Source organism: Microbulbifer variabilis, assembly GCF_056232115.1.
On sequence record NZ_CP174325.1, the window covers coordinates 4,354,510 to 4,379,749 of the forward strand.

Here is a 25,240-nt window from a genome sequence, read left to right on the forward strand (position 1 = left end):
TGTTGATAATAAAATCATCTGCAATAACCCGAGTGGGTTAGAACAATAGAACCTGGATGTCCCCCCGGCGTAAAGAGACTGGATTCGAGTCTATCTCAAAGCGGATATCTGTTGTTGATTGGGATAAAATTCTTCTAACTTCAGGAAGTATCCTTTCCCCTCGTTCTGTGTAAACCACCCATGCTACATTGGTTGGAAATTGTTGTTTTGCCTCCTCTAGATCAGTCTCAGTTGCAGAAGTTTTAAATCCGGCTTCAAGTAAATCTTTAGTAATAGTCTTTGCATTTTCCTGCTGTGCGGCCTTGTTGAATATGAGGATAGAGTAATGCGAATTTCTTTCAAATTTTTCCCGAGTTGCCCTTCTTTCTTTTTCTTGCGCTGGGCTAATAGTTGCACGTGGAATATGTTCGGCCATTCTGTCAATATCTTTTCTATTGGTGGTCAATCTTAAACGCAGCTCTTCCAGTTGGTTATTGAGTTCCGCTTTCTCTGCACCAAAATCCTCCTTAAGTTGAAATTTTGCTCCAGAATCTCCTATCCATATTTCCACGGATCCCCAGATAGATAAAGCAAGTAGCATCGAGCCAAACATTACAAGTACGACACCTCCCAACCCGAAATTTTGATGCTTAATGTGGTTGTATACCGCAGCGAGGAGGCAGATTCCTCCCAAGATGATCCCCACTATCATTGTGGCATTTTCAATGATCATGTATGTCACCTCGCTTTCTCATTTAATATTAATGCTAGGGTCGACTAAGTACAGCTGAAGGTGTTCCAGGACTCACTTAATGGAATCTTAATCGGTGAAGTGGGTCGTATAGTCAGAAAATAGTATGCGGTAGATATGGTTGCTCCAACAAATGTAATTTATTCAGGTTGAATTCGTCGAATGTCTCATCATCCTGCTGTGCATGGATGACATAAAGTGATTTCTATAAATGCCTTCAAGCTACTAGAGTACCTTTCCAGTCAATATTCCAAATCTCCAGTAGTGAATGGTCGTGGCGGTTTTTTACCTAAAACTTTGCGTAGCAGACTATTCATCGTTGCCGGATCTTCATCGAACCCGCCATGTGTTTTACTCTTGGTGGCATTGGAAGGACTGTAATGGATTTTTACCTCGTTCATTGGAATCTGATCGTTGTAGATCTGCATGCCCATGAGTGCTTCTCCACGCTTTTCCTCAAAAGCATTGGAGACCAGATATAAGAGAGATTTACCATAGACTCGAGCGACATTGTCATCTTCTTCCTCTTCTGCGGACAGATTGTAAATGGTGGTTGATTCTAATTTTTGATTCTTAATCAGTGGTTTGTAAATATGCTGGTAGAGGTCATAATTGGCGGCCGGTGCCAGCAGGGAGCAGCTGGATACTTTGTTGAACATATTACCTCTAAATAAACGTTTTAACAGGTGTGCTTGAAGTATTGCTCCGGCACTGTGACCAGCCACATGTACCTGCTTATTGCCTATTTCATTCAGCGTGTTCAATATGTGTTTTAGTGTGCGTGAGCCATGGCTATCTTGACTTTCAAAAGGTTTCGCCGCATTTTGTTTCATTTCATCCCATATAGCTCGCCCCGGAAAACGAGTCATATTTTCAATTCGACGATCGAACCAGTCTCGTATGCCTCCTGCAATGCGCTCGGCACGGGCAGATTTATCAGTCAGAATACTCTTCATAATCTCAAGAAGGCCAGTGTCCCACATAAAATGAAAGGGGTAGATGCGGTTCTCAATAAAAACATTTTTCATCGCTGCGATACGACGCGCCGAGTCCTTCGCAGTATTTAAGCCACCATGTGCATAAAAAAGTAAATGATCGAAATTTGTTTTCTCTCGGTGTAGGTTATCTGCTATAGCCGCGATATGAGATTCATTGCTCCAGTATTTACCGCCGTCACGGAAATTACCATCATTAAGATGTACAAAGTGTCTCCATATCTCATTGCGGCTTGGTGTAGCGGATGCTGCGAGATTGGCAGTGGACCGGGTACCAGCTCGGCGTAATTGGTCAAATATCTGCGGCGTGGGCAGGGCAATTTGTACCACCCAGGCATCCAGTACTGAGTTTAACCAGTCTTCGTAAGGCCAGAGGGCTTTCCCATTGTCCCCCCAATCCCTGCCCCAGGAATTCTGAACCCAAAATCCCTCGGTGTTATATCCAACTATGGCGAAAGCATGCCCGCCTATCTGTTGTTTATTGGCTGGTATAACGTATTCGCCGTTAGGGTTTCTGCGAAGTTTAAACCAACCATCATGGATCATTGCTGATACGTATATGATGTAGGTCTCCTGAAGTGCATAGTGCATCTCAGTAATATCCGGGCGTATTCGATAGTAGGCGCCGATAGTTCGAGACTTTGCATCTTCCAGTTGTTCAAAATTTGGGGTGTCGCCATCTTCTTTCTTGTAAAGGGAATCGAGACAAACACCGGTATTCAACCACCCCTTAATCGCTCCCCGACAACTTGACCCCTCATAGGTTTCCCCAGGCCACTCGTCGTATCTGCGCGCCATGTTGTAAATCATCCAGGGGCTGACTAAGACATTTTGATTCTGTTGTTGATACAAACGATTAATTACAGCAGCCAAACCAAATCCGGTACAGGCTCCATCCTGCCCCTGATTGAGAATAGTGAGGTCTTGGGGAGGCGGCATCTGGCAGGGTATGGGAGACAGGCGGGGCTCATAATAGCGATCCCGTAGATCCAGGGCGTCACTAATGACATTAAATTGCTCGCTCAGCTTCTTCATGGCAATTTCTCGGTCTATTAAGCGGACATTCCTTCACTGAGGATGATTCGGGAGTAGCACGATTCCAGCTATTGGTAAGAATAGTAGTTAGATTCTATATCTACTTTATTATCATGATTAATACAGGATAAACTACCGACTTGGATACTGATATTTTACTGATCTCTGCTATTCCGACGCATAAGATGAGAATAGGAGATTAAAGGCTGGCTAGCGCTATTCAAAGAACGCTTTTGTGAGGTCGCCAATGCCAAACTGACACCAAAAATTATCAAGCTTGCAGCAGTGTGTTTTTAACTGAATTTATGAAATAGTTCCTTTTTGAGAAGCTCTACCATAAGTTTTGGTAGAATATCGAGATTGGGCCATCAATAGACAATTGTGGTGCTGAAAACACTACGAAGTTGATTCACAACTACGATAAGTGAGCTTGGAACATTTGCGCAGGTGATTCTTAAAAGTTTCTCCTTAAAAGGGTTTATAAACCGCTCCGATGAGTTTCCGTCCAAGCAAAGGGGTATTCTGTCGTCAATTTTCGGCTTAAAAATCGCGATAATACTATTGGCGACACGGTTAATTTATCGGAGCCATGGGTGTGGAAATAGATGCCTGATTAGCTGCCAGCCACTGTAAGCAAAGCAATCCATAGACCACAGTTACTTTGAGGAAAGGTAAAGTTACTACTGGGTCAGAAGGAAAGAATACACAGCGCTCGAGGCGCGCTGTGAATACATCCCTGTATGCTCGTAATCGGCATCCATGCTTCATACGGTCCGAGCGCAGTGTATTCTTTCCTTCCCCTTTTTTATTTCTTACAAAAACTTTTTAGGGAGGCTTTTTATGGATCGTGCAATATTCTACGACGGTATTCGTGAAGATCTATTCGAGGGACGCCTGAATCTTGAACAGGTTGAAGGAATGGAGGCGATCCTTAATCTCTGGGAAACCCCGCCCGTTCAGCCGACTGGGGATTTGAAGGCTCACTGGGAGGTTCGCCATATCGGTTGGCTAGCTTATATGCTTGCAACGGTTTTTCATGAAACGGCATTCACTATGCAACCGGGCACAGAGTTTGGCAGTAATGAACGCTTTACTCAATTATATGAAGGCCGCAAAGATCTGGGCAATACCAAGGAAGGTGATGGTGTAAAGTTTAAAGGGCGCGGCTATTTACCGTTAACCGGGCGCCGTAATTACGAGCAAATGACCTTAGTCGTTCGTGAATTTTACCCGAATTGCCCTGATTTTACCACGGACCCCGAAGCGGTAAGAGATGTACGGTATGCGACGGTAATACTGTTTTACAGCATGATTTTGGGATTCTTTAACGATAAAACACTGAAACAATATATTGGCAACCCAGATAAAGGACAGATAGTCGATTACTTCCATGCACGTAAAGTCACTGGCAGCATGCATAAGGCACGTAGTATTGAAATCTATGCTAAGGAGTTCGAACAAGCGTTACTACAAGCCGAGACCAGTCAGGCGTCACCACTACCTATAGAACCACAACCGGCTCCATCGGTACCCGAAAAGCCCCCAGGAACTGCTCTTCAAATGGAAAGGTCAACCTTCTACGAAGATATACGCAAAGGCATCTTCAAAGGTAGCTTGACCCAGGAACAGGTTAATGGAATGGAGGTTATTCTGAATTTCTGGGAAAACCCGCCGACTCAGCCGAGCGGAAATTTCAAAATTCAGTGGGAAATTCGTAGCATTGGTTGGCTGGCTTATATGCTCGCAACGACTTTTCACGAAACGGCATACACTATGCAACCAATTACGGAATATGGCTCTAAATCTTATTTTACCAGGTACGACTTCCGAAAAGACCTGGGGAATACTGAGCCGGGCGATGGGTATAAATTCCGGGGTCGCGGCTTTGTGCAGCTAACCGGGCGTCGCAACTACGAGAAGCTGACACCGGTAGTACGTGAACATTACCCTCAGTGCCCAGACTTTACCCAAGACCCCGATGCTGTGAAAGTTCCAAAATATGCAACGATCATCCTTTTTTACGGCATGTTCCTAGGAATCTTCACCGGGAAAGCACTAAGGCATTCCATCGGCGATCCAGAGAAGGGACAGATAGTCGATTACCGCCATGCGCGGCAAATTATCAACGCTATGGATAAAGCGGACAATATAGCACGCTACGCTGAGGAGTTTGAGCAGGCACTGGTCAATGCCGGAGCTACAGCCTAATGCAAAAAGCGGCATGTGCGCTCATTGTATCGGCTCTTATTGGCTGCGGCCAATCACTAGATAATCATCGAGAAGCACCGACACAATTCACGAACTCTTCGAAAAATACTGTTTCAGCTGAATCCTTAGTTAATTGCGACCAAATAAAGAGGCCTCTTAATCCATCGGAAAAGCCATCCCGTGGGGAAAAGGAACTGGACAAGCATTTCCGCCTCGCTTTCTATTACGAATCTGCTGGCAACTTTGATAGCGCTATAGAACATTACCGGGCAGCTGAACATTTAGCCATCTGTGATTGTGACCGCGCTCATGCCCTAGCCGGTATAACGGCAGCCACAGAAGCGAAAGAAATATTTCAGCAAGAAGGTATAAATGCCAAGCCAACGCAGTATTTTTGGGGGCGCCTGCAGGACTTGACCCAAGATCTTCCTTGTGTAGACGTCCAGTAAAATGCTTTTGTTGACCATCTATCAATACTTCGGACAGTTTTAAGTGGAAAACAGGTAGGAACCACGGACAGATACTAAGAAAATTAGGTTCTCAAATCAAAACAATATCTGCCCATGGAAGATGTAGTAAAAGAAGCTGTTCTTGAATTATGATATATAGTACAAGGCATAACCGCCAAACTACCCACTCATAGATTGAGTTTCAGTAGGAAACAAACAGGTTACCTTAACGAGAACCTTAGAATCGGAACAAATCTCTCAATCACAATGCTAGAAGTAAAAAGCAATCAAGTAAAGATAGGCATCCACGCCCTCAAATCCCTTCCCGCCTCTCGTAAAGAGGTTTATGAGCGTATTGGAATGAAAGACAAGTAGGCAATGGAAGATGGTGAGGACAGATTCTTCAAGGAAAGGGGTACAGCAAGCATCAGCCTCCATTAATCAATGACGATAACAGCTTCCAAGGAGAAAAATATGCTCAGGACAGGTGTAATTGTGCCTATAGCTATATTTCTTCTAGATAGTTAGGTCAATTGGTTTCCCTAAACAAGGGAGGCTATATCTACCTTGACATAACGGTTACCTTGAACTCTATCCATCCTTCTATACAATTACTTAGTGCTTCAATAGGGTGATTTGGCTATCCAATACCAAGGAACGCTGTTTATGTACCTTGTAATATGTATTCATGGCAAAGCTCCCCTAAGCGCCAACCAATCTGTAAAAAATTCGTTTTCCATATCTATATCTTTAAGCAGGGAGATGGGGCCTAGTAGGTTTTTAAAACTCCTTAATCTCGCGATATCTTCGCATGATTGCAACTCTCGCCAGTTCTCGGATATACCTGCTGGGTCAGTGCTACAAAGTTTTGACTTAACAGCTAAAAATATATAGTCAGGGTCTAGTAGTCCGCCTCCTACGCCATAAATTTTTATAAGACGCACTCTTAGATTTAACTCCTGCACTAAAAATGAATTCATATCTGAGGAATTCTCACCTTGTAAGTGAGAAAGTATTTCGACGGCAGCTTCAGCATAACTAAGGTCTGCCGTTTCTGAGTCCCCTATTCGTGCATAAAGCATTTCATATAGATAGAGCCATTCATTGGTGCTCATATTGTGAGCGCAAACCCCTTCTAGTATGGATCGAACTAAGCTTAATGATTCATCTGGACTAACATTCTTTATTTGCTCTCCTAGTTCTCTGTTCATAGCTGGATTACTTATAATGCTAAGTAAAAAAGTGAAGTACGCAGCAGTTTGTCCCACATGCGCGCTTTGTTAGCTCATTCGCAGGCACCGGCTATATCTCCGATTTTTAGTGCCGCATTAATCCAAGGGGTGGCGTAACTACTATTTGCTCCACCCTCAAGGGTGATTGAGCCACTTATTCTATCGGAGTAATACTCCAATCGGTAGCTGGGGCCATCCATCACGATGATCTCTAACTCAGCAGCCTGTTTAATACCAGCAAGAATCTCTGATGTTTTAAATATTGCACGTTGTAGATCTCTGATGCCGGTTTCTATTTGAGGGCAATCTGAAATTTTGACAATGTGCTTATCGTGACCATCTTCAGGGACATGAGCTATATAGACCGTACCATCATTAATATGGTAACCGTACTCAGAGCCCGGCGCATACCAAGGGCCTGTTAAAAAAGTGATGCCACCGAAGTAATCGAGGTTATCCCCGTATGCAGACTGCAATATATCCTCTTTCTTCTCTTGTGACGCGCAAGAAGACAGGAACGTTATCAGCAGTAATGTAAATACTCGAATATTCATAGAGAGCTAATAGTTAATTCAAAAGCAGCATCTATATATCACGCTTCTCTGTAACTCCAAAGCGTGTCAGCCCGGCGATACTAAAAGATGTAGAGGATCAAGAGTTTACCTTTAATTGATATACATATCCAAAGAAAGTTTTCGATAGCACCCTGAACGAGGATACGCTGGTCTTAACGTTAAGAATCAGACATCCAGATTTTGTTTCTGAAAAGTTTGTGTGGGAAGCTCTCGAACGAGTCGAGACGAAAAAACAACAAGCTTACCGGGGAAATTCGGTTCGAGTCATTTTGTGATAGCCCTAACGTACAGTTGCTTCATATTGAAAGTTTTGATGGTAAGAAAAATGATTTAGACGGGTGGAATTATTTTGCGAAGAAAACGACTTAGTCAGTGCCTCAAAGTTACACAGAGAAATCGATTTGTCTGACTTCAGAAAGAAGCTAGCAAGTTAATAACAACCTTGAGGTTTAAGATGTCGGGTAGCTAGTGCAATCCCCAAGCGCATGCATTACTGCATATCCACTTCAACCTGCGCTTCTGTTACCGCAGGCCAGACCAGTCCCGCCCTTGTTGCTACGAGCAGCAATACAAAAGACACCTCCAGTGCGAGGAAAACACCAATAGGGTGATTGGGTACGCCGCGTATCATCAGGTAGAACAAGTAGCACATAGCAAGCAGATTACCCGCGAGCGTAACGTTGAGGGCGTAGCCACGTACTTGCCAGAGTGGTTTGCAGAGCAGGAAGTTCAACACCGCGGTGCCGGCGAGCATCACGCCGGGCAACATCAACAGCAAGCGACGGGATAAACCCATTCCGTCGCTGGTTACCAGTGGCCAAACGGCAGTAAAGTGACCTTGAGCTCCGAGGGTGAGGAACAGCCCCAAAATTACTGCGCCGATGGCAGCGAGCCGATACAGTGCATTCCACTGCAAAACACGTGTTGATCTAGAAGCCGACATTGCGCTCCCCTACTGTGGCCAGGCCACATTCGTAAGCGAACACTACCGCCTGTGCACGATCGCGCAACCCCAGTTTGGAGAGCAGGCTTGAAACGTGGGTTTTCACGGTGGCGGGCCCAATAAACAGGGCCTCCGCAATCTCGGCATTGCTCTTGCCGGCGGCGATAGCCTCAAGTACTTCGCGCTCCCGAGTAGTGAGGCGCTCCAGGCGTTCTGCCAGATTGCGCCCTGCCCCCAATTTCTGTGCGAACTGGCTGATCAGGCGTTGGGTGATGCCCGGTGCAAGCATGGCACCGCCCTCTGCTACGGTGCGTACTGCCTGCACCAGCGCCTCTGGGGGAATATCCTTGAGCACAAAGCCACTGGCCCCTGCCCTCAGCGCACGAAACACGTATTCATCGGGATCGAACGTGGTCAAAATAATGACGCGGCAAGTTGCATCACTAGCTTCCAGGATGCGTGCTGTGGCTTCCAGCCCGTCCATCTCCGGCATGCGGATATCCATCAGGATAATATCCGGCTGATGCGCTCGTGCAGCTTCAACTGCCTCAATGCCGGTACCGGCCTCGGCGACCACCTCAATGTCGGGCTCGTTGTCCAGGATCAGGGCAAAACCACGCCGCACCAAAGCCTGGTCGTCCACCACCATCACTCGCAACATTATGTTTTCACCATTCCTGTCGGTAGTTGTGCATATACCTCAAAACCACCATCGACCACGCCTGCATGCAGATGGCCACCGAGCAGTTCCGCGCGCTCGCGCATGCCTGCAATGCCGTGCCCACCGCCGGGTTGCCCGTCAATAGTTGTTTCCACCATGGGCCTGTCGCCAGTGGTGTTGCCATCATCGCCTACATGAATCACTAGAGTGTCATGGTCTAAGCGCAGGCTCACTTGAACCCGCGCTGCAGCTCCAACGTGCTTGATGACATTAGTGAGGGATTCCTGAACGATACGATAAGCGGTGAGCGCGACGCTTGTCGGTACATTCTCCAGCGTGCCGTGGGTTTCGTAGTCGACCTCGGTTAACACCTGCCGGACCTTTTCAATCAGAACTGGTAAATCATTGAGACCCGGTTGCGGCGTGAGGGCAGTGTCGCCGCTGGTCGGGCGCAGTACGCCCAGTAAATGGCGCATTTCTGTCATGGCCTGACGGCCAGCAGCCTCCACAGAAACCATGGCTTCACTGGCGGCTTGCGGGTTATTGCGGCTGATAGCCCTGGCGGCACCAGCCTGCACGGTCATAAGGCTCACCTGGTGCGCCACCACATCATGCATCTCGCGGGCGATTCGGGTGCGCTCAGCCGCAACCGCGCGCTCGGATTCGGCATTGCGTTCGCGCTCCAAATACTTGGCTCTCTCTTCCAGCAAGCGCAGATATTCACCGCGAAAGCGCAGCCGGCGACCGATATACCACAGCGCCCATACCAGCATCACCGTTACGGTGCCTGCCGCGGTTGGTTTAACCGGAAGACTCTGATCAATCGCCACAAAAACCAGCGTTGCGATGACTCCGATAAAACTGGCCCGGGTGTTGGCCTCGTAGCGGCCAAGGCTATACAGCGAAACCGCCATGGCAACGATGCCATCCGCCGGTAAACCCAATTCCAGCAATATTGTTGCGCCGAGAATAATGGCCTGTACCTGCCAGGGGTGTGTGCGACGCCACAACAGAGCGAAGGACCCGATGAACGCACACTGGAAAGCAATAACATCCCCCAGATTTTGCATGGCCAGCACTTCCCGCGCCTCTTCGCGCGACCACATCAGTAGCGTCAGCAAAAACATGAGCAGGGCGATGAGCAGATCAGTCAGGTGCGGCCAGCGTTCGAATGGCCCGCGGAAGGGCTGCCACACCGGAAGCTTGGGTAATTCCGAGCTGGTGTTGAGCGGGTTCGACGCAGGCGTATTTAGGGACGACGATTTCATTTCCGCATGCTAAACCAGGCGCAACCAGCTGTCATGGGACTTTCGGGGGAGGCGGGAGCAGGCGCATCTCCACCTTTTGGGGGAGGTCAGATTCCTGCCTGTGGCCGATGTGCAGATGTCTGAAAAATCCGAACATGTTCGGCAGGCACATTCAGCCCAAGCATGCACCATAATCGCCTGGAGAAACCCATGAACGACGCTGTACTCAGCCAAACACTATCGCGACCATTCGATACCCGGCGGGCGGTTAACCTGTCAGTAAAAACCTGGTTCTGCATCGCGGCCATCGGCCATGCGATCTTCTTTGCCTATATCCTGGCCGTATTCTACCCACCCATCGCCGAGTCAGGGGTGCATGGTTTAAAAGGGCTACATCTACCGGCAGGCTTTCGCGAGGGAGATACATTGGGTAATCTCGCTTCGGTGAGCCACGTGCTATTGGCCGCAATTGTGATCGGCGGTGGGCCCCTGCAGCTGACCCCTTCGGTGCGACGGCATGCCCCCAACTTCCATCGCTGGTTGGGACGCAGCTATCTGCTGACTGCAGTCATCGCCAGTATTGCGGGGCTCTACATGACCTGGACGCGGCACACCATTGGTAATCTGGTATCACAGATCAGCATCACCATGGACGGCATACTAATTTTGGCGTTTGCCTTTCTGGCGGTGCGTACCGCGATAGCCAGGCGCTTTGCTGAGCACCGTCGCTGGGCCTTACGCCTATTTATGGCTGCCAGTGCGGTGTGGTTCTTTCGTGTAGCCTTGATGGGCTGGGCAATGCTCACCGGCGGCTGGGGGGTCGACTGGGAATCTTTTACCGGGCCATTCCTGTATGCACTGGGCTTCGGCCAATACCTGCTCCCGCTGGCCATGCTGGAATGGTATTTTCACTGTCAAAAGCGTGGAACCGCACAGGGAACCCAGATTGCTTTTGTCAGTACCCTGATACCTCTGACTGTGTTTATGGCCATTGGTATTTTTGCCGCTACGATGGGAATGTGGTTGCCACGGATCTAAGCTTACATAGCCAAATTATCGTGAATGATGCTCTTCCGTTAGTTTGGCTGTAGAAGTCCAGGGTTTGTGAATCTAGCTGTTGCAGAGATACTCAAGTTACTGACTGCACTGCGAGAGCTAAACAAAACACTATGAGCCAGCTAACTAAATGGAAGTAGAGACTTACTACTAAAAACTCGCGGGGATCTCCTTATCATCCACAGTATAAGAAAGCAGCTTCAACCACCTTGTACGACAGCAAAAAAAACTGTAAGGATTGGTAGCTTAAAAGCTTGAAAAAGTAGCAGCGTCAATTTTTATACTAATTCAGATAAAGCTTTATGATGAATATTAATCAGACTGTGCTATGAGACATAGTTAACTAGCAGCTTTCAAATTATCCCAATAATCTGCGCTGTTATCTGTCCAAAAGAAGCGATCTGGATTCGATTGGCTTCGCGCATATGTATAATTTTTAACCACTCTTTTATTAAATAAGAGTTTTACTGACTTTAATTCATTATGAATCCTATAATCAGCCGAATCTGGACCTGAGCATAATTTGTTATAAAATATTGACTCAAATACTTCTAAGTCTCCATCAATAATTTTAATTTCGGAGCTATCTGACTCACCAATGATTGAGGTTTGATCAACCTCCACAACACCATTCTCATCCCACAACCTTATATAGTTACTCGCTTTAAAAGTGGAGGAGATATCACACAGCAACGTATTCTCAGAGGTTAGTAAACTATCATTACACCTTTCACCAAGTAATTTCTTAATAAAACCATGTAACTTGTATATATTTCCGTTAATTAATATTTGGTTTGCAGTATATACGGCAGGCCTGTAGCTATCTTGGACATTAAGGTGAGCAAAGCAATCATGAAAACCACCTTCGTCTGACGTCAATAGCCAAACATCATTATGGCTGAGTATCTTATCCAAATTAGGAGGGTCAAAAGGTCGCCGTGAACAAAATACAAAATCAGTAAAGTTTCTGCCGGTGCCAACGGAGTATAAAGCTTTCCCGTAGCTAAAATGGTTAATTTCAAATAAAAGCATCTCAATTAAAGATTTGCTTATCTTATTGTTTTTTGGGGAAACACGTATCCGATTTGTAATAACATTTGTCAATTTAAAGCCTCCTTGACAAGCTGATAGAAAAAGACTTAAAAAAAACGGCAAGGCTTAACAAGGCTAAGTAGCCAATCAACGTGGCCGATTCTTAACCTTGTACCCAGAATGCCTCGTGGTACGCAACCTCTCCCTGCGGAAAATTGCCACCAAATGACAGTGCCTGGAAGTACTCTGCTGGAACCCCTGGCAAAACCAATCCATCGATCACCTTGAAGCCAAAGCGCCCATAATAATTAGGATCCCCAAGTACTACACAACCCTCTGCCCCCTTTTCTTTAAGGTCTGCAAGAGCTTTCTCCATAAGTTTCGAGCCAACTCCCCTTCCTTGATACTCTGGCAATACCGAGATCGGCCCAAGTCCAAACCAGTTGGTCGAGTTATCAGAAATGTTTACTGCTGAAATGGCAACGTGACCTACAATTTCTCCACCTGACTCAGCCACCAGAGATAAAGATAATGCACCTGCCTTGCGAAGACCCTCCACAATAAGCTGCTCAGTGTGATCACTATGTGGAGCATCCCGAAATGCTAGGGCCGTAACTCGGTGGATTGTCTCAGCATCTCCACCACTTTCATTACGAATTTTAATATTCAATTTATGATCTCTTAAAGAGGTTAACAGTTAATTCAAAAATAGCTGTTCTATATTATGTATCTTTATATTTACAAAATTTATCATACCTACTATAAAAAGAACACAACCCTGGCCCTACCTTACCTTCCGGCTTTAAGCCACTTTCCAAACGAACTCATCAAGGAATGCCCACCGCAGTTTGAGCACCGGTAGAAAAAAAGAGACTGGTCAAAAATACCGAAACGGTAAAGAATAACAGTTGGGGATAATATTTCGGTTACAGAAGAGGAAGCAAAAGGGGCAAACCTTTGAAGAAGAAAGAGTATGCTTTTTTGCGCTTGTTTTTGTCCGAGTTTCTTATAAATTCTTGAATTAGACCAGGCGGCATTTTTCATTTGTACATTTCTCCCCATTAAAACCTCTCTCCTTGATATAGCCACTCACTGTTTCCTGTTCCTTACCAATTTTTTATTCACCACGATTGCAAAAGGACTACAGGATATTCTGATCCATCTCCACGCTTGACCATGAGTGAGTTCCGGCAAAAATTAGAAATAGCACCAAAGCTTCCATTGGATAAGGAGGTCTGTGGGCTTCCTAACCACAAACACGTCATATGGCACGGAAAAGGTCAACCATCGATTTGATTTGCCCTGACATTTAAATAGGCTAAGATGGTGGAAGCATTGCGAATTGTATTGCATTTGTCGTGTTTTTTAATATCTCTCTAGCTTTCGTATCCGAAGGTGAGTGCGCAGCCAAGATAAATCGCTTGCATTTAGGATATGCGCAATCATGCCGATTCGATGTATAACGAGTAAGGCAATTTGCGTCTGCGCCAGCTAATTTAGCTGCGCTTAATACCTAAATAAAAATAATTTATTGACGACGCAATATTAATGACTGAGATGATTACTTGTTAGCAAACGGCCCCAATAAAAAAGACGTTAAAACATACGCACCTCTGAGTAAGAATGAAAAAGGTGAGAATGAAAAAGGTGAGAATGAAAATACTCCAACATTTGGTACAGGCTGCAGGGAAGACTTTAAAATTAAAACTAACAGTTAGAATATAGCTATATAAGAGGGCGCTTATGTTTACACAAGATTCTCCACTGACAAAGAAAATACTTGTTGGTGCTCATAGCTGGGAATGGATACCTATCTTGGTGGCACGTGTGTCATTGGGATTATTCTTCTCAGTATCTGGGTATAACAAGCTGTTTGTACCCGAGAGGCATGCAGATCTAATAAATTTAATGAAAGAAATAGGAGTGCCCTTTCATGAATTTATGGCTATATTTTTAGCTTCTGTAGAATTTTTTGGTGGATTACTATTAATAGTAGGGCTTTTTTCAACAATTGTTGCGATTGTATTAATTATCGTAATGATTGTCGCTATCACCACCGTTGAAATTGAGCAGGTCATTCCCAAAGACATAGGGCCATTGGATTGGCTGAGCTGGTTTATTTACTTACCCCAAGTTTTATATATTATTTTATTTGTATGGTTAATAACTACAGGTCCCGGTCGATTTAGCTTAGATTATCTAATCGCTGATAAGTTAGGCATTAATAACCACAATTAAGGAAATTGGGCTGCTGTCATAGTTAGTACAGTTATTTATTCAATCTTAATCAGAATCTGGCAACCCTATTGAAAACATGTACCCCTGGACACCTACAAAACAGAAGTACAAATCGTCTAGTCTAATGGCCGAATAGAATACTTAGAAAAAATGAGAATCAGCTACATCCTTTAATATGAAATTCGAGCACCCTGAATAAATTGAAAAGCCCCAAGCTTTAAGAGCCTATTGCCCGCCTTCCCCATTAAAGCCCATCACTTACTCTGCCGCCAGGCACCAGGCATCGCTCACAATGCTTCCCCACCGGGAAACACCTCGAATTGATCTTCAATAAAGATAAACAGGTTGAACTTGATTAGACTGCAAGATGCATCAAGTCTGGATTGTCGAACTAACTTGCTAAGTAATACACAGCTATAGCTATTAGCTGTCTTTTTTATTTATTGTTACCAGCCACAGTGCCTGAAAAATTATTGTAGTATTTAAACTCAAGTAAATTGCCCGCCGGATCTTTAACCACAAATTTACCAGCCGCATTTTCAGAATCCTCACCTCTCACTAGTGGTTCCAGTACAAATGGGATCGAATTGTCTTTGAGTAAAGCTAATATTTCACTCCACTGTTTTTTCTCTAGTAATGGGCCAAAGTGATCTATAGGCTTGGCTACCATTCCATCCTTTTCTTGATGTATAGTAATTTGATGCCCATAGAATATTATATCAATCCATTCTCCTGTATCTCGGCCTACAGCACAGCCAAGTAGGTTTACGTAGAACTCCCTTGCCTTTTCTAGGTTTGGAACAACGAACGATAGATGAAACGGCTTGATATCTAGCTCTCCTTCCTCAAAAGTATAATCGCGGCAACCATGGACTACCCACTAGTAAAAGTATAAACCACCAAGACTATTGGCTGAAGAGGAGAGTTAAACAAAACACCAAGAGCCAGCTAGCCAAATTGGTACGACATAAAAGAGTAAAGTATATTCAACACCCCAGAACAACTCCTCAATCATCAGAAGCCTAGCTCCCACCTTTCCCTACTCTGAATCCACTGCCCTTGCGCTGACCAAACTGCGACTACAAGCATCACTTACCAAGATATCCCCACTTACGTAATACGGCTTCCGCTGCCTGGTTCAGCCTTAATATTGAAAACTTCGGCACAAACGCTGCCTGAGGAAAGTAGCAACCAAATATATAATAGAATTTTTTCATCGCCCACTCCAAACTAAAAATTAGCTCCTATTGTGTTGAAATTGGGCCGGATGAATATGTTCGATATTACCAGATTGTAGTTAAGATTCGTAATTAGAGTGCAGGAATAGCGCCATGAAATGCCAAGCCTTGAGAAACTTAAAGGACTGTGTCACTAATAGCCAGGCATGAATACATTTAAGTGGCGAAAGTAGACTATGAGTGAGCGGAGCCAAAAGTTAATACACTCCGGAAACACACGCAAGATCAATAACAAGTAAAATTATTGTGCTTGCCACTTAAATCAAACCCAACTTTAGCTGCTCAGTGGGATCGTGAAAAATATTGAAAGCAATTTTTTAGCTAGATATGCTTTACCATTAACCCAAAAACAGAATCTTCAATTGATATTAACCCATAATCTTAAAATGAAGTAAAACCTGAAAAAATATATCAACCCTACAAAGACCTAAGGGCAATGCTACATTTACTTATCTCGCCATTCTTCCCTAGCTTAATATTAAAAAACAAATTCAGCCCAAACAATGGATCGGACACCCATTAAGAACTCATTATTTTTGGCGCACATTACATATGTGATTAAAGAAGCAATAGACCTTTAACAAGGTACTCTGTAGTACACATTGTCATGATCGATTTCGAAGCCTAAGGAGTGATATAACCGCCTCGCACGGCTATTTCCTATCTCTGTTTTAAGCTCAATACGAATGGCTTTTGTTTCCTTTGCAAAATTTATCGCAGTCTGAATGAGTTGCTTAGACACTCCTCTTCCTCTAAAGCGGCTTGATACTCCTAAATCATTAAGAATCCACAAGCGCGAGAGTGCAAGGGAAGAATAGCTTGGATAGAGATTTACAAAACCCATTATCCCTGCAGCCTTCAAATCTACGGCGATAAAAAGAGCGGAGGCTTTGCTAGATAACAATTTACCTAGAAATTTCTCTGTTCTCACCAAATCCGATGTGTAGCCACAAAACACTCTATATTCGTCAAAAATGGAAGCCAAATCTGATACGTAGCTTTCATCGCACTGAATAATTTTCAAAGCTTATTCCCTGTTAGAAACTCATATACCCAAAGTAAAGTATTTCTCAAGCATCCTGACGAACAACCAAGCCACCAAAACCTATGAGCAAACTCCCACTTAAGCGTAAAATCCAGCGTTGAAACTTGCCTCTGACTGAGGACTGCTTCCATTTAGACAGCACCAAAGCCATTCCTAAAAACCATAGAAATATAATAGAGGCATGAACAGAAACCAGCAGGAATGCCTGATAATAACTTGTTGTTTCCACCTGGATAAACTGGGGGAAAGCTGCAAGATAAAACATTGATACTTTGGGATTGAGGATCTGGGTTAAAAAGCCTTCAACAAAATTTATATGGGAGGCTTGTTGAGCTGCTCCTAGCTTTGGTCTATTTGTAAGACTGTGCTTCGCCTCCTTCGAGAAAGTAGAGACAATTGTCTTTACACCCAAATAAACTAGGTATGCTGCACCGAGGTATTTTATTACAGTATAAAGCTCAGCTGACTGCACAATAATCGCCGACAAGCCGAGAATGGAAATAGCTCCGTGAGCGAAGGTGGCTGAGACCAGTCCAAGAATATTATCCAGGCCCGGCCTTAACCCCTGGCCTGTTACAGTCTTGAGTATGAGGACGCTATTTGGCCCCGGAGATATAACCAATAAAAGCGATATAACGGCAAAAGCGAGTATCTCACTCATGGTACAAGGCGTCCTTTAAAAGAATAAGTGGCTAGACAGCTTGGTTGACCAAACCTATCTCTGGCTCAGCCGCCATTCAATATAAAAAGGTTGCTGTGCCAGTAGCAATCAACTCTTCCTTATCATTACTTAGCTCCATACGTGCAACTACCAGCTTGTTGCCAGTACGTAGGATAGAACCTTCACAGAGGAAGTGCTCTCCCCTGCCTGGTTTTAGGTAGTCCACACGCATATCCACGGTACCGAGCTTAGATAAGCGATCAGCTTTTTCCTTCCAATGTACGTCACCCATACGCTGGTAAGCGGCTACCATAGCAGTAAGACCACCGACGGTATCCAGGGCGGTGGCGATTACGCCACCGTGAAGAATTTTTTTCCAGACATTGCCAATCAGTTCCGGGCGCAGATCAAACCCCGCTGAAAGTGTGAGTGCCTCCAGGTCCAGGGAGCGCATTTCAAGTCCGATTTGTTGGTTAAAAGGAATCTTTTCAAAGAACCCTTTCACCAGTTCCTGAAACTCATGTGGTGAGGGCTCTGTCATAGTCGTGCAACCCGATTAAGCCCATCCAATGCAGCACTGCGGTACGCTTCTGCCATGGTGGGGTAGTTAAAGGTGGTGTTTACGAAATAATCAATCGTATTATGCGGTGAAGGCTGCTTCATTATGGCCTGGCCAATATGCACAATTTCTGCAGCCTCAGCACCAAAGCAGTGAATACCCAGAATTTCATGGGTTTCAATATGGAACAGGATTTTGAGCATACCCACCCGCTCACCGGAGATCTGCGCACGTGCTGTGTGCTTGAAGAGAGCACGGCCGACTTCATAGGGTACTTTAGCAGCAGTCAGCTCAGATTCCGTTTTACCGACCGAGGAAATTTCTGGAAGCGTGTAAATACCTGTAGGTGCATCTTCGATTACACGGTGACCACGCCCTGCAATGGCAGCCGCCACAGCCCGCCCCTGGTCATATGAAGCACTAGCGAGGCTCGGCCAGCCAATCACATCCCCTACCGCGTAAATATTTTCCACTTCTGTACAGTAATGGTCATCAACACTTAGCTGGCCGCGGTGATTGGCTTCTAGGCCAACATTTTCCAGGCCTAAGGAGTTGGTATTACCAGTACGGCCGTTACACCAAAGCAATGCGTCAGCGTGGATACGCTTACCGGATTGCATCTCCATAATTACGCCCTGCTCGTTGGGCAGTACTTGTGCATACTCTTCCTGATGGCGAACGGTTACGCCCATATCTCGCAAGTGGTAGCTCAATGCATCTGAGATTTCATCATCCAGAAATTCCAGCAAACTGCTGCGGGTATTAATCAGGTCCACCTTTACACCCAAGCCGGCGAAAATTGAGGCGTATTCACAGCCAATCACTCCCGCACCATAAATCATGATGGAATGCGGGGTATGCTGCATATCCAAAATCATATCGCTATCGTAGACGCGCTCGTGACCAAAATTCACATCTGCCGGGCGATACGGACGGGAGCCAGTAGCAATAATAAATTTCTTTGCGGTAACAATTTCTGTGGCACCATCCGGCAGCTGCACTTCCACACTGTTAGCATCGCGGAATTTGGCTTCACCAACAATCAACTCAACACGATTACGCGCATAAAAAGAAGTGTGCATTTCCACTTGGTAGGAAATGACCTTGTTGACCGTTTGCATCACCTGCGGGAAAGTAAGGCGACGAGGCTCACCCAGTGCGCGAAACACGCTTTGAGTGTTGTAACGCATCAGCTGTTTGACCGAATGGCGCAAGGCCTTGGAAGGAATAGTGCCCTTATGAGTACAGTTGCCACCTACTACTTGGCGCTTTTCAATAACTGCTGCGCGCATGCCCTTCTTAGCGGCACTCATCGCGGCGGCCTCACCTGCAGGGCCCGAACCAATTACAACCAGATCAAACTTTTGCTCTGCCATCAAATGCTCTAAATTCTGTTTTCCAAACGGAGTGAGATACGCGAGAGCGCTGCTCACTCATTATTTAATTACGATTATCAGCAACAATATGCCAATGACATAAAACAACAAGCCCGTTGATCCCGGGCTTGGGAGGGAAGATGCTTACTTGCGCTTGGTTGCGTCATAAGCGAGATCTTCAGTAGCCATGCCTTTTTGGCGCTGGCGCTCTTGCTCTTTTTCGCACTCGTCATCGTTGCCACCACAAATGGTGCAGTCCTGCTTCATGCCGATATTATTCAGCCCGCCACAGGAACCCTTCAGGGGTTTGTTTTGAACCATGGCACCAAGGGCCATCCCTGCAACGACCAGTAGCATGGCAACAAATGCAAATATAAATATTGTCACTACTCAGACCTCTCAAGGTAAGGGGCAAAAGCGGTGCTATACCGCTCTTCAAACCCCTTGTCAGTTTTCACCAGCATAAAGACAGCCAGCTTTTCACGCTCTGCCAAAGCCATTCCCGCTTCGGCCCCAAGTACATTCAGTGCAGTGGCCAAACCATCTGCCTCAGCACAGGTATCCGCTATAACAGTCACCGACGCCAATCGGTGCTTTAGCGGGCGACCAGTACGCGGATCTATGCTATGCGCATAACGTACCCCGTCGCGCTCGTAATAATTGCGATAATCACCACTGGTGGCCACTGCTTTACCACTCACAGCAATTGATTCCTGAACCATTTGACCCATTGAGTCAGGCGCCTCAATACCAATTCGCCAAGCCTTACCTTTTGGATTCATACCAAGGGTACGCAGTTCACCACCGATTTCGACCAGATAGTTAAGAATTCCCTGCCGCTCCAACAACATCGCAACCCGATCCACGCCGTGCCCTTTGGCGATGGCCGATAGGTCAATCTCTACTGGACGATTGCGGGTGATGGTATCCGGTTCACGAGTCACCTCGAGTGCATCAGAGCCCACTACCTGCTGCAAACGGGCAATATCCGCATCGGTGGGAATCCGCTCTGGTTCTGGTTGAGGGCCGAAACCCCACAAGTTAACCAGGGGTCCCACAGTCACCTCAAAGGCGCCTTCGCTGCGACGATAGATATCCAGAGACATCTGCACAATATCGGCGAGCGGTTCGCTAACCGGAATGGCCTCACCCACAGGACTGCGATTAAAACGCATCAACTCGGAATCATTGATGTAAGTGGACATCTCCTGGTTGACCTGTTGCAGCTCACTATCGATTAGCGTCTGCAACTGGCTGTGCTCAACACCTCGGGGAACATCGACAACCGTGATGTGATAAGTGGTGCCCATGGTGCGGCCACTGAGTTGCCAGTTCTCAGGTGTCGGTGTACAAGCAGAAAAAATTACAGCCACACAAAGCAAAAACAGGGCCGGAAGAACGGGCCCTGTTTTTGCTTTTTTCGGGGCTTTGATTGCGTTTAGCAAACTAAGCTCCCCGTTTAACCACCGAAGTCATCGAGGAGGATATTTTCATCCTCCACGCCCAAGTCTTTGAGCATATTGATTACTGCGGCGTTCATCATGGGCGGCCCACACATGTAGTACTCACAATCTTCCGGAGCCGGGTGGTCTTTCAGGTAGTTTTCATACACTACGTTGTGAATGAATCCTGTGTAACCAGTCCAGTTGTCCTCAGGTTGTGGGTCGGACAGAGCCACGTGCCACTGGAAATTGTCAAACTCAGAAGCCAGGCCGTTGTAGTCATCTTCATAGAACATTTCGCGCAGGGAGCGAGCGCCATACCAGAAGCTGATCTTGCGCTTGGAGTGCAAGCGCTTGAGCTGGTCGAAGATGTGTGAACGCATCGGTGCCATACCGGCACCACCACCAATAAAGACCATCTCGTTATCGGTTTCCTTGGCGAAGAATTCACCGAAGGGTCCGTATACCTTGATCTTGTCACCCGGCTTGAGGCTGAACACGTAGGAAGACATCTGGCCAGGGGGCACACCTTCCGTGCGCGGCGGCGGAGTCGCGATACGGATGTTGAATTTAACAACACCCTTCTCTTCCGGGTAGTTGGCCATAGAGTAGGCACGTACCACAGGCTCAGTAACCTTGGACTCCAGCTTGAAGAAGCCGAAATGCTCCCAGTCACCGCGGTATTGGTCTTCTACCTCGAAGTCAGCAAATTTTACGTGGTGGGGCGGAGCCTCCAACTGCACGTAACCACCCGCACGGAAGTCAACGTTTTCACCTTCAGGCAGACGCAGGGTCAGCTCTTTAATAAAGGTGGCTACGTTTGGATTGGATTCCACAGTGCACTCCCACTGTTTCACACCAAATACCTCTTCCGGTACTTCGATTTCCATATCCTGCTTAACAGCAACTTGACAGGAAAGACGCTTACCTTCCTTTGCATCTCGCGGAGTAAAGTGTGCCGCTTCGGTGGGCAGCATATCACCACCACCCGCAGTCACTTTACATACACATTGCGCACAGCTGCCGCCGCCACCACAGGCGGAGGCCAGGAACAGGTTGTTAGCAGCCAGGGTTTGCAGCAGCTTGCCGCCGGCCGGTACGGTGAGAGTCTTCTCACCATTAACCAGGATATTGACGTTGCCGGTGTTTACCAGGCGCGAGCGGGCCGCAAGGATCACCGCTACCAGCGCCAGTACGATAACGGTAAACATCGCTACGCCGAGGATAATTTCAATACTCATTCTATTGTTTTCCCCGCTTAGATATCGATGCCGCCGAAGGACATGAAGCCCAGGGACATCAGACCAACGGTTACGAAGGTGATACCCAGGCCTTTCAGGCCATCCGGTACGTCACTGTACTTCAGCTTTTCACGAATACCGGCCAGTGCGGTAATCGCCAGTGCCCAGCCGAGGCCAGCACCGAAGCCATAGGCAACACTCTCACCAAACGCATATTCCCGTTCAACCATGAACAGAGAGGCACCCATGATGGCGCAGTTCACGGTAATCAGCGGCAGGAATACACCCAAAGCGTTGTAGAGCGCCGGTACGTATTTATCCAGGAACATCTCCAGGATCTGAACCAGTGCTGCAATTACGCCGATGTAAGACAGCAGGCCGAGGAAGCTCAGGTCCACGTCGGGGTAGCCGGCCCAGGCCAGCGCACCGTCTTTCAGCAGGTAGGTGTAGATCAGGTTGTTCACCGGTACTGTCAAAGTCAGTACCACAATAACCGCAACACCCAGGCCAATAGCGGCCTCAATCTTCTTCGATACCGCCAGGAAGGTACACATACCGAGGAAGAAGGCCAACGCCATGTTTTCAACGAAAACGGCGCGGATAATCAAAGAAATATAATGTTCCACGGATTAGGCCTCCTGCGCTTGGGAATTAGGCGCAATCTTGAACTCATCCTGCTCAACCTGGGCAGGCTTCCAGGCGCGAATTGCCCAAATGAACAAGCCGATCAGGAAGAATGCACTCGGCGGCAATAACAGTAGGCCGTTAGGGATGTACCAACCACCATTGCTCACGGTAGTCAGGATATCCACACCAAACAGTTTACCGGCACCGAAGAGTTCACGGATTACCGCGAGACCGATCAGGATTACGCTATAACCCAGACCGTTTCCAAGACCATCAAAAAAGCTGGGCAGTGGCGGGTTCTTCATAGCGAAGGCTTCCGCACGGCCCATTACGATACAGTTGGTAATGATCAGGCCAACGAATACGGACAGCTGCTTGGAGATGTCGTAAGCCAGGGCCTTGATCAGCTGGTCAACCAGGATTACCAGGGAGGCAATCACGGTCATCTGTACAATGATACGGATGCTGTTCGGGATCTGGCTGCGGATCAGAGATACCGCAACGTTGGAACAGGCCACAACCGAGGTCAGAGCGATACACATTACCAGGGTAACCTGCAGTGAGCTGGTAACAGCTAGTGCAGAACAGATACCCAGGATCTGCAGCGCGATCGGGTTGTTGTTAAAAATCGGCTCTAGCAGAGTCTCTTTGATTTTCATGCTTATGCCTCCCCTGCTTTCAGGTTTTTCAGGAAGGGACCATAACCCTGGTTACCCAACCAGAAGTTCACCAGGTTATCAACACCCTTACTGGTCAGAGTCGCACCAGACAAACCATCTACTTCGTGAATCGCATCTGGGCTGTCAGGGTTTACCTGTCCCTTGATCACGTTGATGTCAACGTTGCCATCGGTATCGAAGACCTTTTTGCCAATCCACTGGGCTTTCCAGTTGGGATTGTCCACTTCGCCACCGAGTCCGGGAGTTTCCTTATGCTCGTAGAAGCCGAGGCCTGCTACGGTGTCGAGATTGCTCTCGAGTGCGAGAAAGCCATACAGGGTGCCCCATAGGCCGTAACCACGGATAGGCAGAATGATCTTATCCAGCTTGCCGTCTTTCTCTACCAGGTATACCTCTTTAGTATTTTCCCGACGGATAATTTTGGCCGTGTCCTCATCAGCGGGCAGCTTCTCGCTGGCAGAGGCAATTTTGGAAGCGGCACGACCGCTACCACCAGCCGGAGCCTGATCGGTGAACTTGCCGGTATTCAGGTCAACATATTTGATCTGAATATCCGCGAAGGCCTTCTCAACCTCAGCTTTGCTAGCGTGGGAATCCTTTAGCAGGCCCCCTGCCATCAGTACATTGCGCTTCATGTCCAGCTCGGCATTCGCCTGCTGGGCAGGCTTCAGCATTACCGCCGCAGTGGAAACCACCACGGAGCACACCAGGCACATTACCAGCGCGACAATCAGAGTACCGGTTACGGAATCTTTATTAGCCACGTGCCAACCTCCGTTTGATATTGGACTGCACCACAAAGTGGTCAAACAGCGGAGCGAACAGGTTGGCGAACAGGATCGCCAGCATCATGCCTTCCGGGAAGGCCGGGTTCACCACACGAATCAGGACAACCATCACCCCAATCAGGATGCCGTACCACCAGCGGCCGATATTGGTCATCGCTGCAGATACAGGGTCAGTGGTCATAAAGATCAGACCGAAGGCGAAACCACCCACTACCAGGTGCCAGTACCAGGGTACCTGGAACATTGGGTTGGTTTCGGAACCGATCATGTTGAACATAAACGCAGTGGCCATCATGCCCAGCAGAGTGCCGGCTACGATGCGCCAGCTGGCGATCTTCATGCCCATCAGGATTACGCCGGCAATCAGGATGGCCAGGGTAGAAGTTTCACCAATGGAACCATGGATCTGACCGAAGAAAGCGTCGAACCAGGTTACCTGGCCAACAGCAGCATTGACGATACCGTTCTGGATACCTTCGCTGGCCATAACAGACAGCGCAGTAGCACCGGTATAGCCGTCAACCGCAGTCCATACTGCATCGCCAGACATTGCTGCCGGATAGGCAAAGAATACGAAGGCACGGCCGGTAAGAGCCGGGTTGAGGAAGTTCTTGCCGGTACCACCGAATACTTCCTTACCGATAACCACACCGAAGCTGATGCCCATAGCCACCATCCACAGAGGCAGATCCGGCGGACAGGTCAAGGCGAACAGGATGGAGGTTACGAAGAAGCCTTCGTTCACTTCGTGACCGCGCACAGCGGCGAACAACACTTCCCAGATACCACCCACAATAAAGGTGACCGCATAAATCGGCAGGAAGTACATGGCTCCGTAGACAAAGTTGTCCCACAGGCTAGCTGGGTTGTAGGAGGTCAAAGCACCAATAATGGCGTGGCGCCAGCCGGACAGATCCGGATTGGTCATACCTTCGAGAATGGTGTTGGCCTGGAAGCCGATATTCCACATACCATAGAAGGCAGGGATCATCGCACAAGCCCAAACCGTGATCATAATACGCTTCAGGTCGATACCATCGCGCACATGAGCAGTAGTTTTGGTCTTGTCTGCCGGCTGAAACAGACCGGTGTCAATCGCTTCAAACAGGGCGTAGAACTTTTCGAACTTACCGCCTTTATGAAATTTTGGTTCGATTGAATCGAGGAATTTACGCAGCATAC

Annotated in this window: 27 protein-coding genes; 5 read left to right on the forward strand and 22 right to left on the reverse strand. The window is 47.1% G+C overall.

Annotated elements, in window-relative coordinates:
- Window positions 1-37 precede the first annotated feature (37 nt).
- Together ACJJI7_RS19355 and ACJJI7_RS19360 are read right to left on the reverse strand one after the other, a co-directional pair.
- A complete protein-coding gene (locus ACJJI7_RS19355) occupies window positions 38-712 on the reverse strand; it encodes a hypothetical protein (RefSeq protein WP_444901460.1) in 675 nt (224 codons plus the stop codon).
- 260 nt (window positions 713-972) lie between these two features.
- Window positions 973-2,760: a C1 family peptidase gene (locus tag ACJJI7_RS19360; protein WP_444901459.1), complete on the reverse strand. Its 1,788-nt coding sequence runs from the start codon at window positions 2,758-2,760 to the stop codon at window positions 973-975.
- A gap of 840 nt (window positions 2,761-3,600) precedes the next feature.
- Between ACJJI7_RS19360 and ACJJI7_RS19365 the strand changes: the two genes are divergently transcribed.
- From ACJJI7_RS19365 to ACJJI7_RS19375, 3 genes are all read left to right on the forward strand, one after another.
- Entirely contained in the window at window positions 3,601-4,968 is a 1,368-nt protein-coding gene (locus ACJJI7_RS19365; RefSeq protein ID WP_444901458.1) for a hypothetical protein, read from the forward strand.
- Window positions 4,968-5,417, forward strand: coding sequence for a hypothetical protein (locus ACJJI7_RS19370; RefSeq protein WP_444901457.1), 450 nt, complete (start codon window positions 4,968-4,970; stop codon window positions 5,415-5,417). Before ACJJI7_RS19365 ends, ACJJI7_RS19370 begins: the two co-directional genes overlap by 1 nt.
- 195 nt (window positions 5,418-5,612) lie before the next feature.
- A complete protein-coding gene (locus ACJJI7_RS19375; RefSeq protein WP_444901456.1) occupies window positions 5,613-5,792 on the forward strand; it encodes a carbon storage regulator in 180 nt (59 codons plus the stop codon).
- A 311-nt stretch (window positions 5,793-6,103) separates the two neighbouring features.
- On the opposite strand, the gene ACJJI7_RS19380 is transcribed toward ACJJI7_RS19375, so the two are convergent.
- The 5 genes from ACJJI7_RS19380 to ACJJI7_RS19400 form a co-directional block, all read right to left on the reverse strand.
- Window positions 6,104-6,628: a hypothetical protein gene (locus ACJJI7_RS19380; protein WP_444901455.1), complete on the reverse strand. Its 525-nt coding sequence runs from the start codon at window positions 6,626-6,628 to the stop codon at window positions 6,104-6,106.
- Window positions 6,629-6,702: 74 nt separating this feature from the next.
- Complete coding sequence (locus ACJJI7_RS19385) at window positions 6,703-7,125, reverse strand: hypothetical protein (RefSeq protein ID WP_282953275.1); 423 nt, start codon at window positions 7,123-7,125, stop codon at window positions 6,703-6,705.
- Between the two features lie 589 nt (window positions 7,126-7,714).
- A complete protein-coding gene (locus ACJJI7_RS19390; RefSeq protein ID WP_444901454.1) occupies window positions 7,715-8,167 on the reverse strand; it encodes a hypothetical protein in 453 nt (150 codons plus the stop codon).
- Entirely contained in the window at window positions 8,154-8,828 is a 675-nt protein-coding gene (locus tag ACJJI7_RS19395; RefSeq protein ID WP_282953273.1) for a response regulator, read from the reverse strand. The genes ACJJI7_RS19390 and ACJJI7_RS19395 overlap by 14 nt, the downstream gene beginning before the upstream one ends.
- Window positions 8,828-10,096 (reverse strand): sensor histidine kinase, encoded by a 1,269-nt coding sequence (locus ACJJI7_RS19400; RefSeq protein ID WP_444901453.1) that lies wholly within the window; start codon window positions 10,094-10,096, stop codon window positions 8,828-8,830. The genes ACJJI7_RS19395 and ACJJI7_RS19400 overlap by 1 nt, the downstream gene beginning before the upstream one ends.
- A gap of 189 nt (window positions 10,097-10,285) precedes the next feature.
- On the opposite strand from ACJJI7_RS19400, the gene ACJJI7_RS19405 reads away from it, so the two are divergent.
- On the forward strand, window positions 10,286-11,113 hold the full coding sequence (locus tag ACJJI7_RS19405) for a DUF2306 domain-containing protein (protein ID WP_444901452.1): 828 nt from the start codon (window positions 10,286-10,288) through the stop codon (window positions 11,111-11,113).
- A gap of 357 nt (window positions 11,114-11,470) precedes the next feature.
- On the opposite strand, the gene ACJJI7_RS19410 is transcribed toward ACJJI7_RS19405, so the two are convergent.
- The 3 genes from ACJJI7_RS19410 to ACJJI7_RS19420 form a co-directional block, all read right to left on the reverse strand.
- Window positions 11,471-12,235 carry a hypothetical protein gene (locus tag ACJJI7_RS19410; RefSeq protein WP_444901451.1) on the reverse strand — a complete coding sequence of 255 codons (765 nt, stop codon included), beginning with the start codon at window positions 12,233-12,235 and terminating at the stop codon, window positions 11,471-11,473.
- 91 nt (window positions 12,236-12,326) lie between these two features.
- The gene (locus ACJJI7_RS19415) at window positions 12,327-12,833 is read right to left on the reverse strand and encodes a GNAT family N-acetyltransferase (RefSeq protein ID WP_444901450.1); all 507 of its coding nucleotides are present in this window, start codon (window positions 12,831-12,833) and stop codon (window positions 12,327-12,329) included.
- A gap of 119 nt (window positions 12,834-12,952) precedes the next feature.
- A complete protein-coding gene (locus ACJJI7_RS19420) occupies window positions 12,953-13,207 on the reverse strand; it encodes a hypothetical protein (protein WP_444901449.1) in 255 nt (84 codons plus the stop codon).
- Between the two features lie 699 nt (window positions 13,208-13,906).
- Between ACJJI7_RS19420 and ACJJI7_RS19425 the strand changes: the two genes are divergently transcribed.
- Window positions 13,907-14,401, forward strand: a complete 495-nt coding sequence (locus ACJJI7_RS19425; RefSeq protein WP_020413077.1) for a DoxX family protein — start codon at window positions 13,907-13,909, stop codon at window positions 14,399-14,401.
- Window positions 14,402-14,837: 436 nt separating this feature from the next.
- Here ACJJI7_RS19425 and ACJJI7_RS19430 read toward each other — a convergent pair whose 3' ends face one another.
- The 12 genes from ACJJI7_RS19430 to ACJJI7_RS19485 all read right to left on the reverse strand — a co-directional run bounded on the left by ACJJI7_RS19430 (window position 14,838) and on the right by ACJJI7_RS19485 (window position 25,238).
- Window positions 14,838-15,230, reverse strand: coding sequence for a VOC family protein (locus ACJJI7_RS19430; protein ID WP_444902635.1), 393 nt, complete (start codon window positions 15,228-15,230; stop codon window positions 14,838-14,840).
- A gap of 986 nt (window positions 15,231-16,216) precedes the next feature.
- Window positions 16,217-16,663 (reverse strand): GNAT family N-acetyltransferase, encoded by a 447-nt coding sequence (locus ACJJI7_RS19435; protein WP_444901448.1) that lies wholly within the window; start codon window positions 16,661-16,663, stop codon window positions 16,217-16,219.
- Window positions 16,664-16,709: 46 nt separating this feature from the next.
- Window positions 16,710-17,345 carry a LysE family translocator gene (locus ACJJI7_RS19440; protein WP_282953265.1) on the reverse strand — a complete coding sequence of 212 codons (636 nt, stop codon included), beginning with the start codon at window positions 17,343-17,345 and terminating at the stop codon, window positions 16,710-16,712.
- Window positions 17,346-17,421: 76 nt separating this feature from the next.
- A complete protein-coding gene (locus ACJJI7_RS19445; RefSeq protein WP_020413081.1) occupies window positions 17,422-17,886 on the reverse strand; it encodes a thioesterase family protein in 465 nt (154 codons plus the stop codon).
- Window positions 17,883-19,280 carry a Si-specific NAD(P)(+) transhydrogenase gene (sthA, locus tag ACJJI7_RS19450; RefSeq protein WP_020413082.1) on the reverse strand — a complete coding sequence of 466 codons (1,398 nt, stop codon included), beginning with the start codon at window positions 19,278-19,280 and terminating at the stop codon, window positions 17,883-17,885. The genes ACJJI7_RS19445 and sthA overlap by 4 nt, the downstream gene beginning before the upstream one ends.
- Window positions 19,281-19,424: 144 nt before the next feature.
- Entirely contained in the window at window positions 19,425-19,667 is a 243-nt protein-coding gene (nqrM, locus tag ACJJI7_RS19455) for a (Na+)-NQR maturation NqrM (protein ID WP_020413083.1), read from the reverse strand.
- Window positions 19,667-20,725 carry an FAD:protein FMN transferase gene (locus ACJJI7_RS19460; protein WP_444901447.1) on the reverse strand — a complete coding sequence of 353 codons (1,059 nt, stop codon included), beginning with the start codon at window positions 20,723-20,725 and terminating at the stop codon, window positions 19,667-19,669. The genes nqrM and ACJJI7_RS19460 overlap by 1 nt, the downstream gene beginning before the upstream one ends.
- Before the next feature lie 14 nt (window positions 20,726-20,739).
- Window positions 20,740-21,963 (reverse strand): NADH:ubiquinone reductase (Na(+)-transporting) subunit F, encoded by a 1,224-nt coding sequence (nqrF, locus tag ACJJI7_RS19465; protein WP_020413085.1) that lies wholly within the window; start codon window positions 21,961-21,963, stop codon window positions 20,740-20,742.
- Window positions 21,964-21,980: 17 nt separating this feature from the next.
- Window positions 21,981-22,541, reverse strand: a complete 561-nt coding sequence (gene nqrE / locus ACJJI7_RS19470; protein WP_370452159.1) for an NADH:ubiquinone reductase (Na(+)-transporting) subunit E — start codon at window positions 22,539-22,541, stop codon at window positions 21,981-21,983.
- A gap of 51 nt (window positions 22,542-22,592) precedes the next feature.
- Window positions 22,593-23,249 (reverse strand): NADH:ubiquinone reductase (Na(+)-transporting) subunit D, encoded by a 657-nt coding sequence (locus tag ACJJI7_RS19475; RefSeq protein ID WP_020413087.1) that lies wholly within the window; start codon window positions 23,247-23,249, stop codon window positions 22,593-22,595.
- 2 nt (window positions 23,250-23,251) lie between these two features.
- A complete protein-coding gene (locus ACJJI7_RS19480) occupies window positions 23,252-24,034 on the reverse strand; it encodes a Na(+)-translocating NADH-quinone reductase subunit C (RefSeq protein WP_020413088.1) in 783 nt (260 codons plus the stop codon).
- Window positions 24,027-25,238: an NADH:ubiquinone reductase (Na(+)-transporting) subunit B gene (locus tag ACJJI7_RS19485; protein WP_020413089.1), complete on the reverse strand. Its 1,212-nt coding sequence runs from the start codon at window positions 25,236-25,238 to the stop codon at window positions 24,027-24,029. Before ACJJI7_RS19485 ends, ACJJI7_RS19480 begins: the two co-directional genes overlap by 8 nt.
- Window positions 25,239-25,240: the final 2 nt, after the last annotated feature.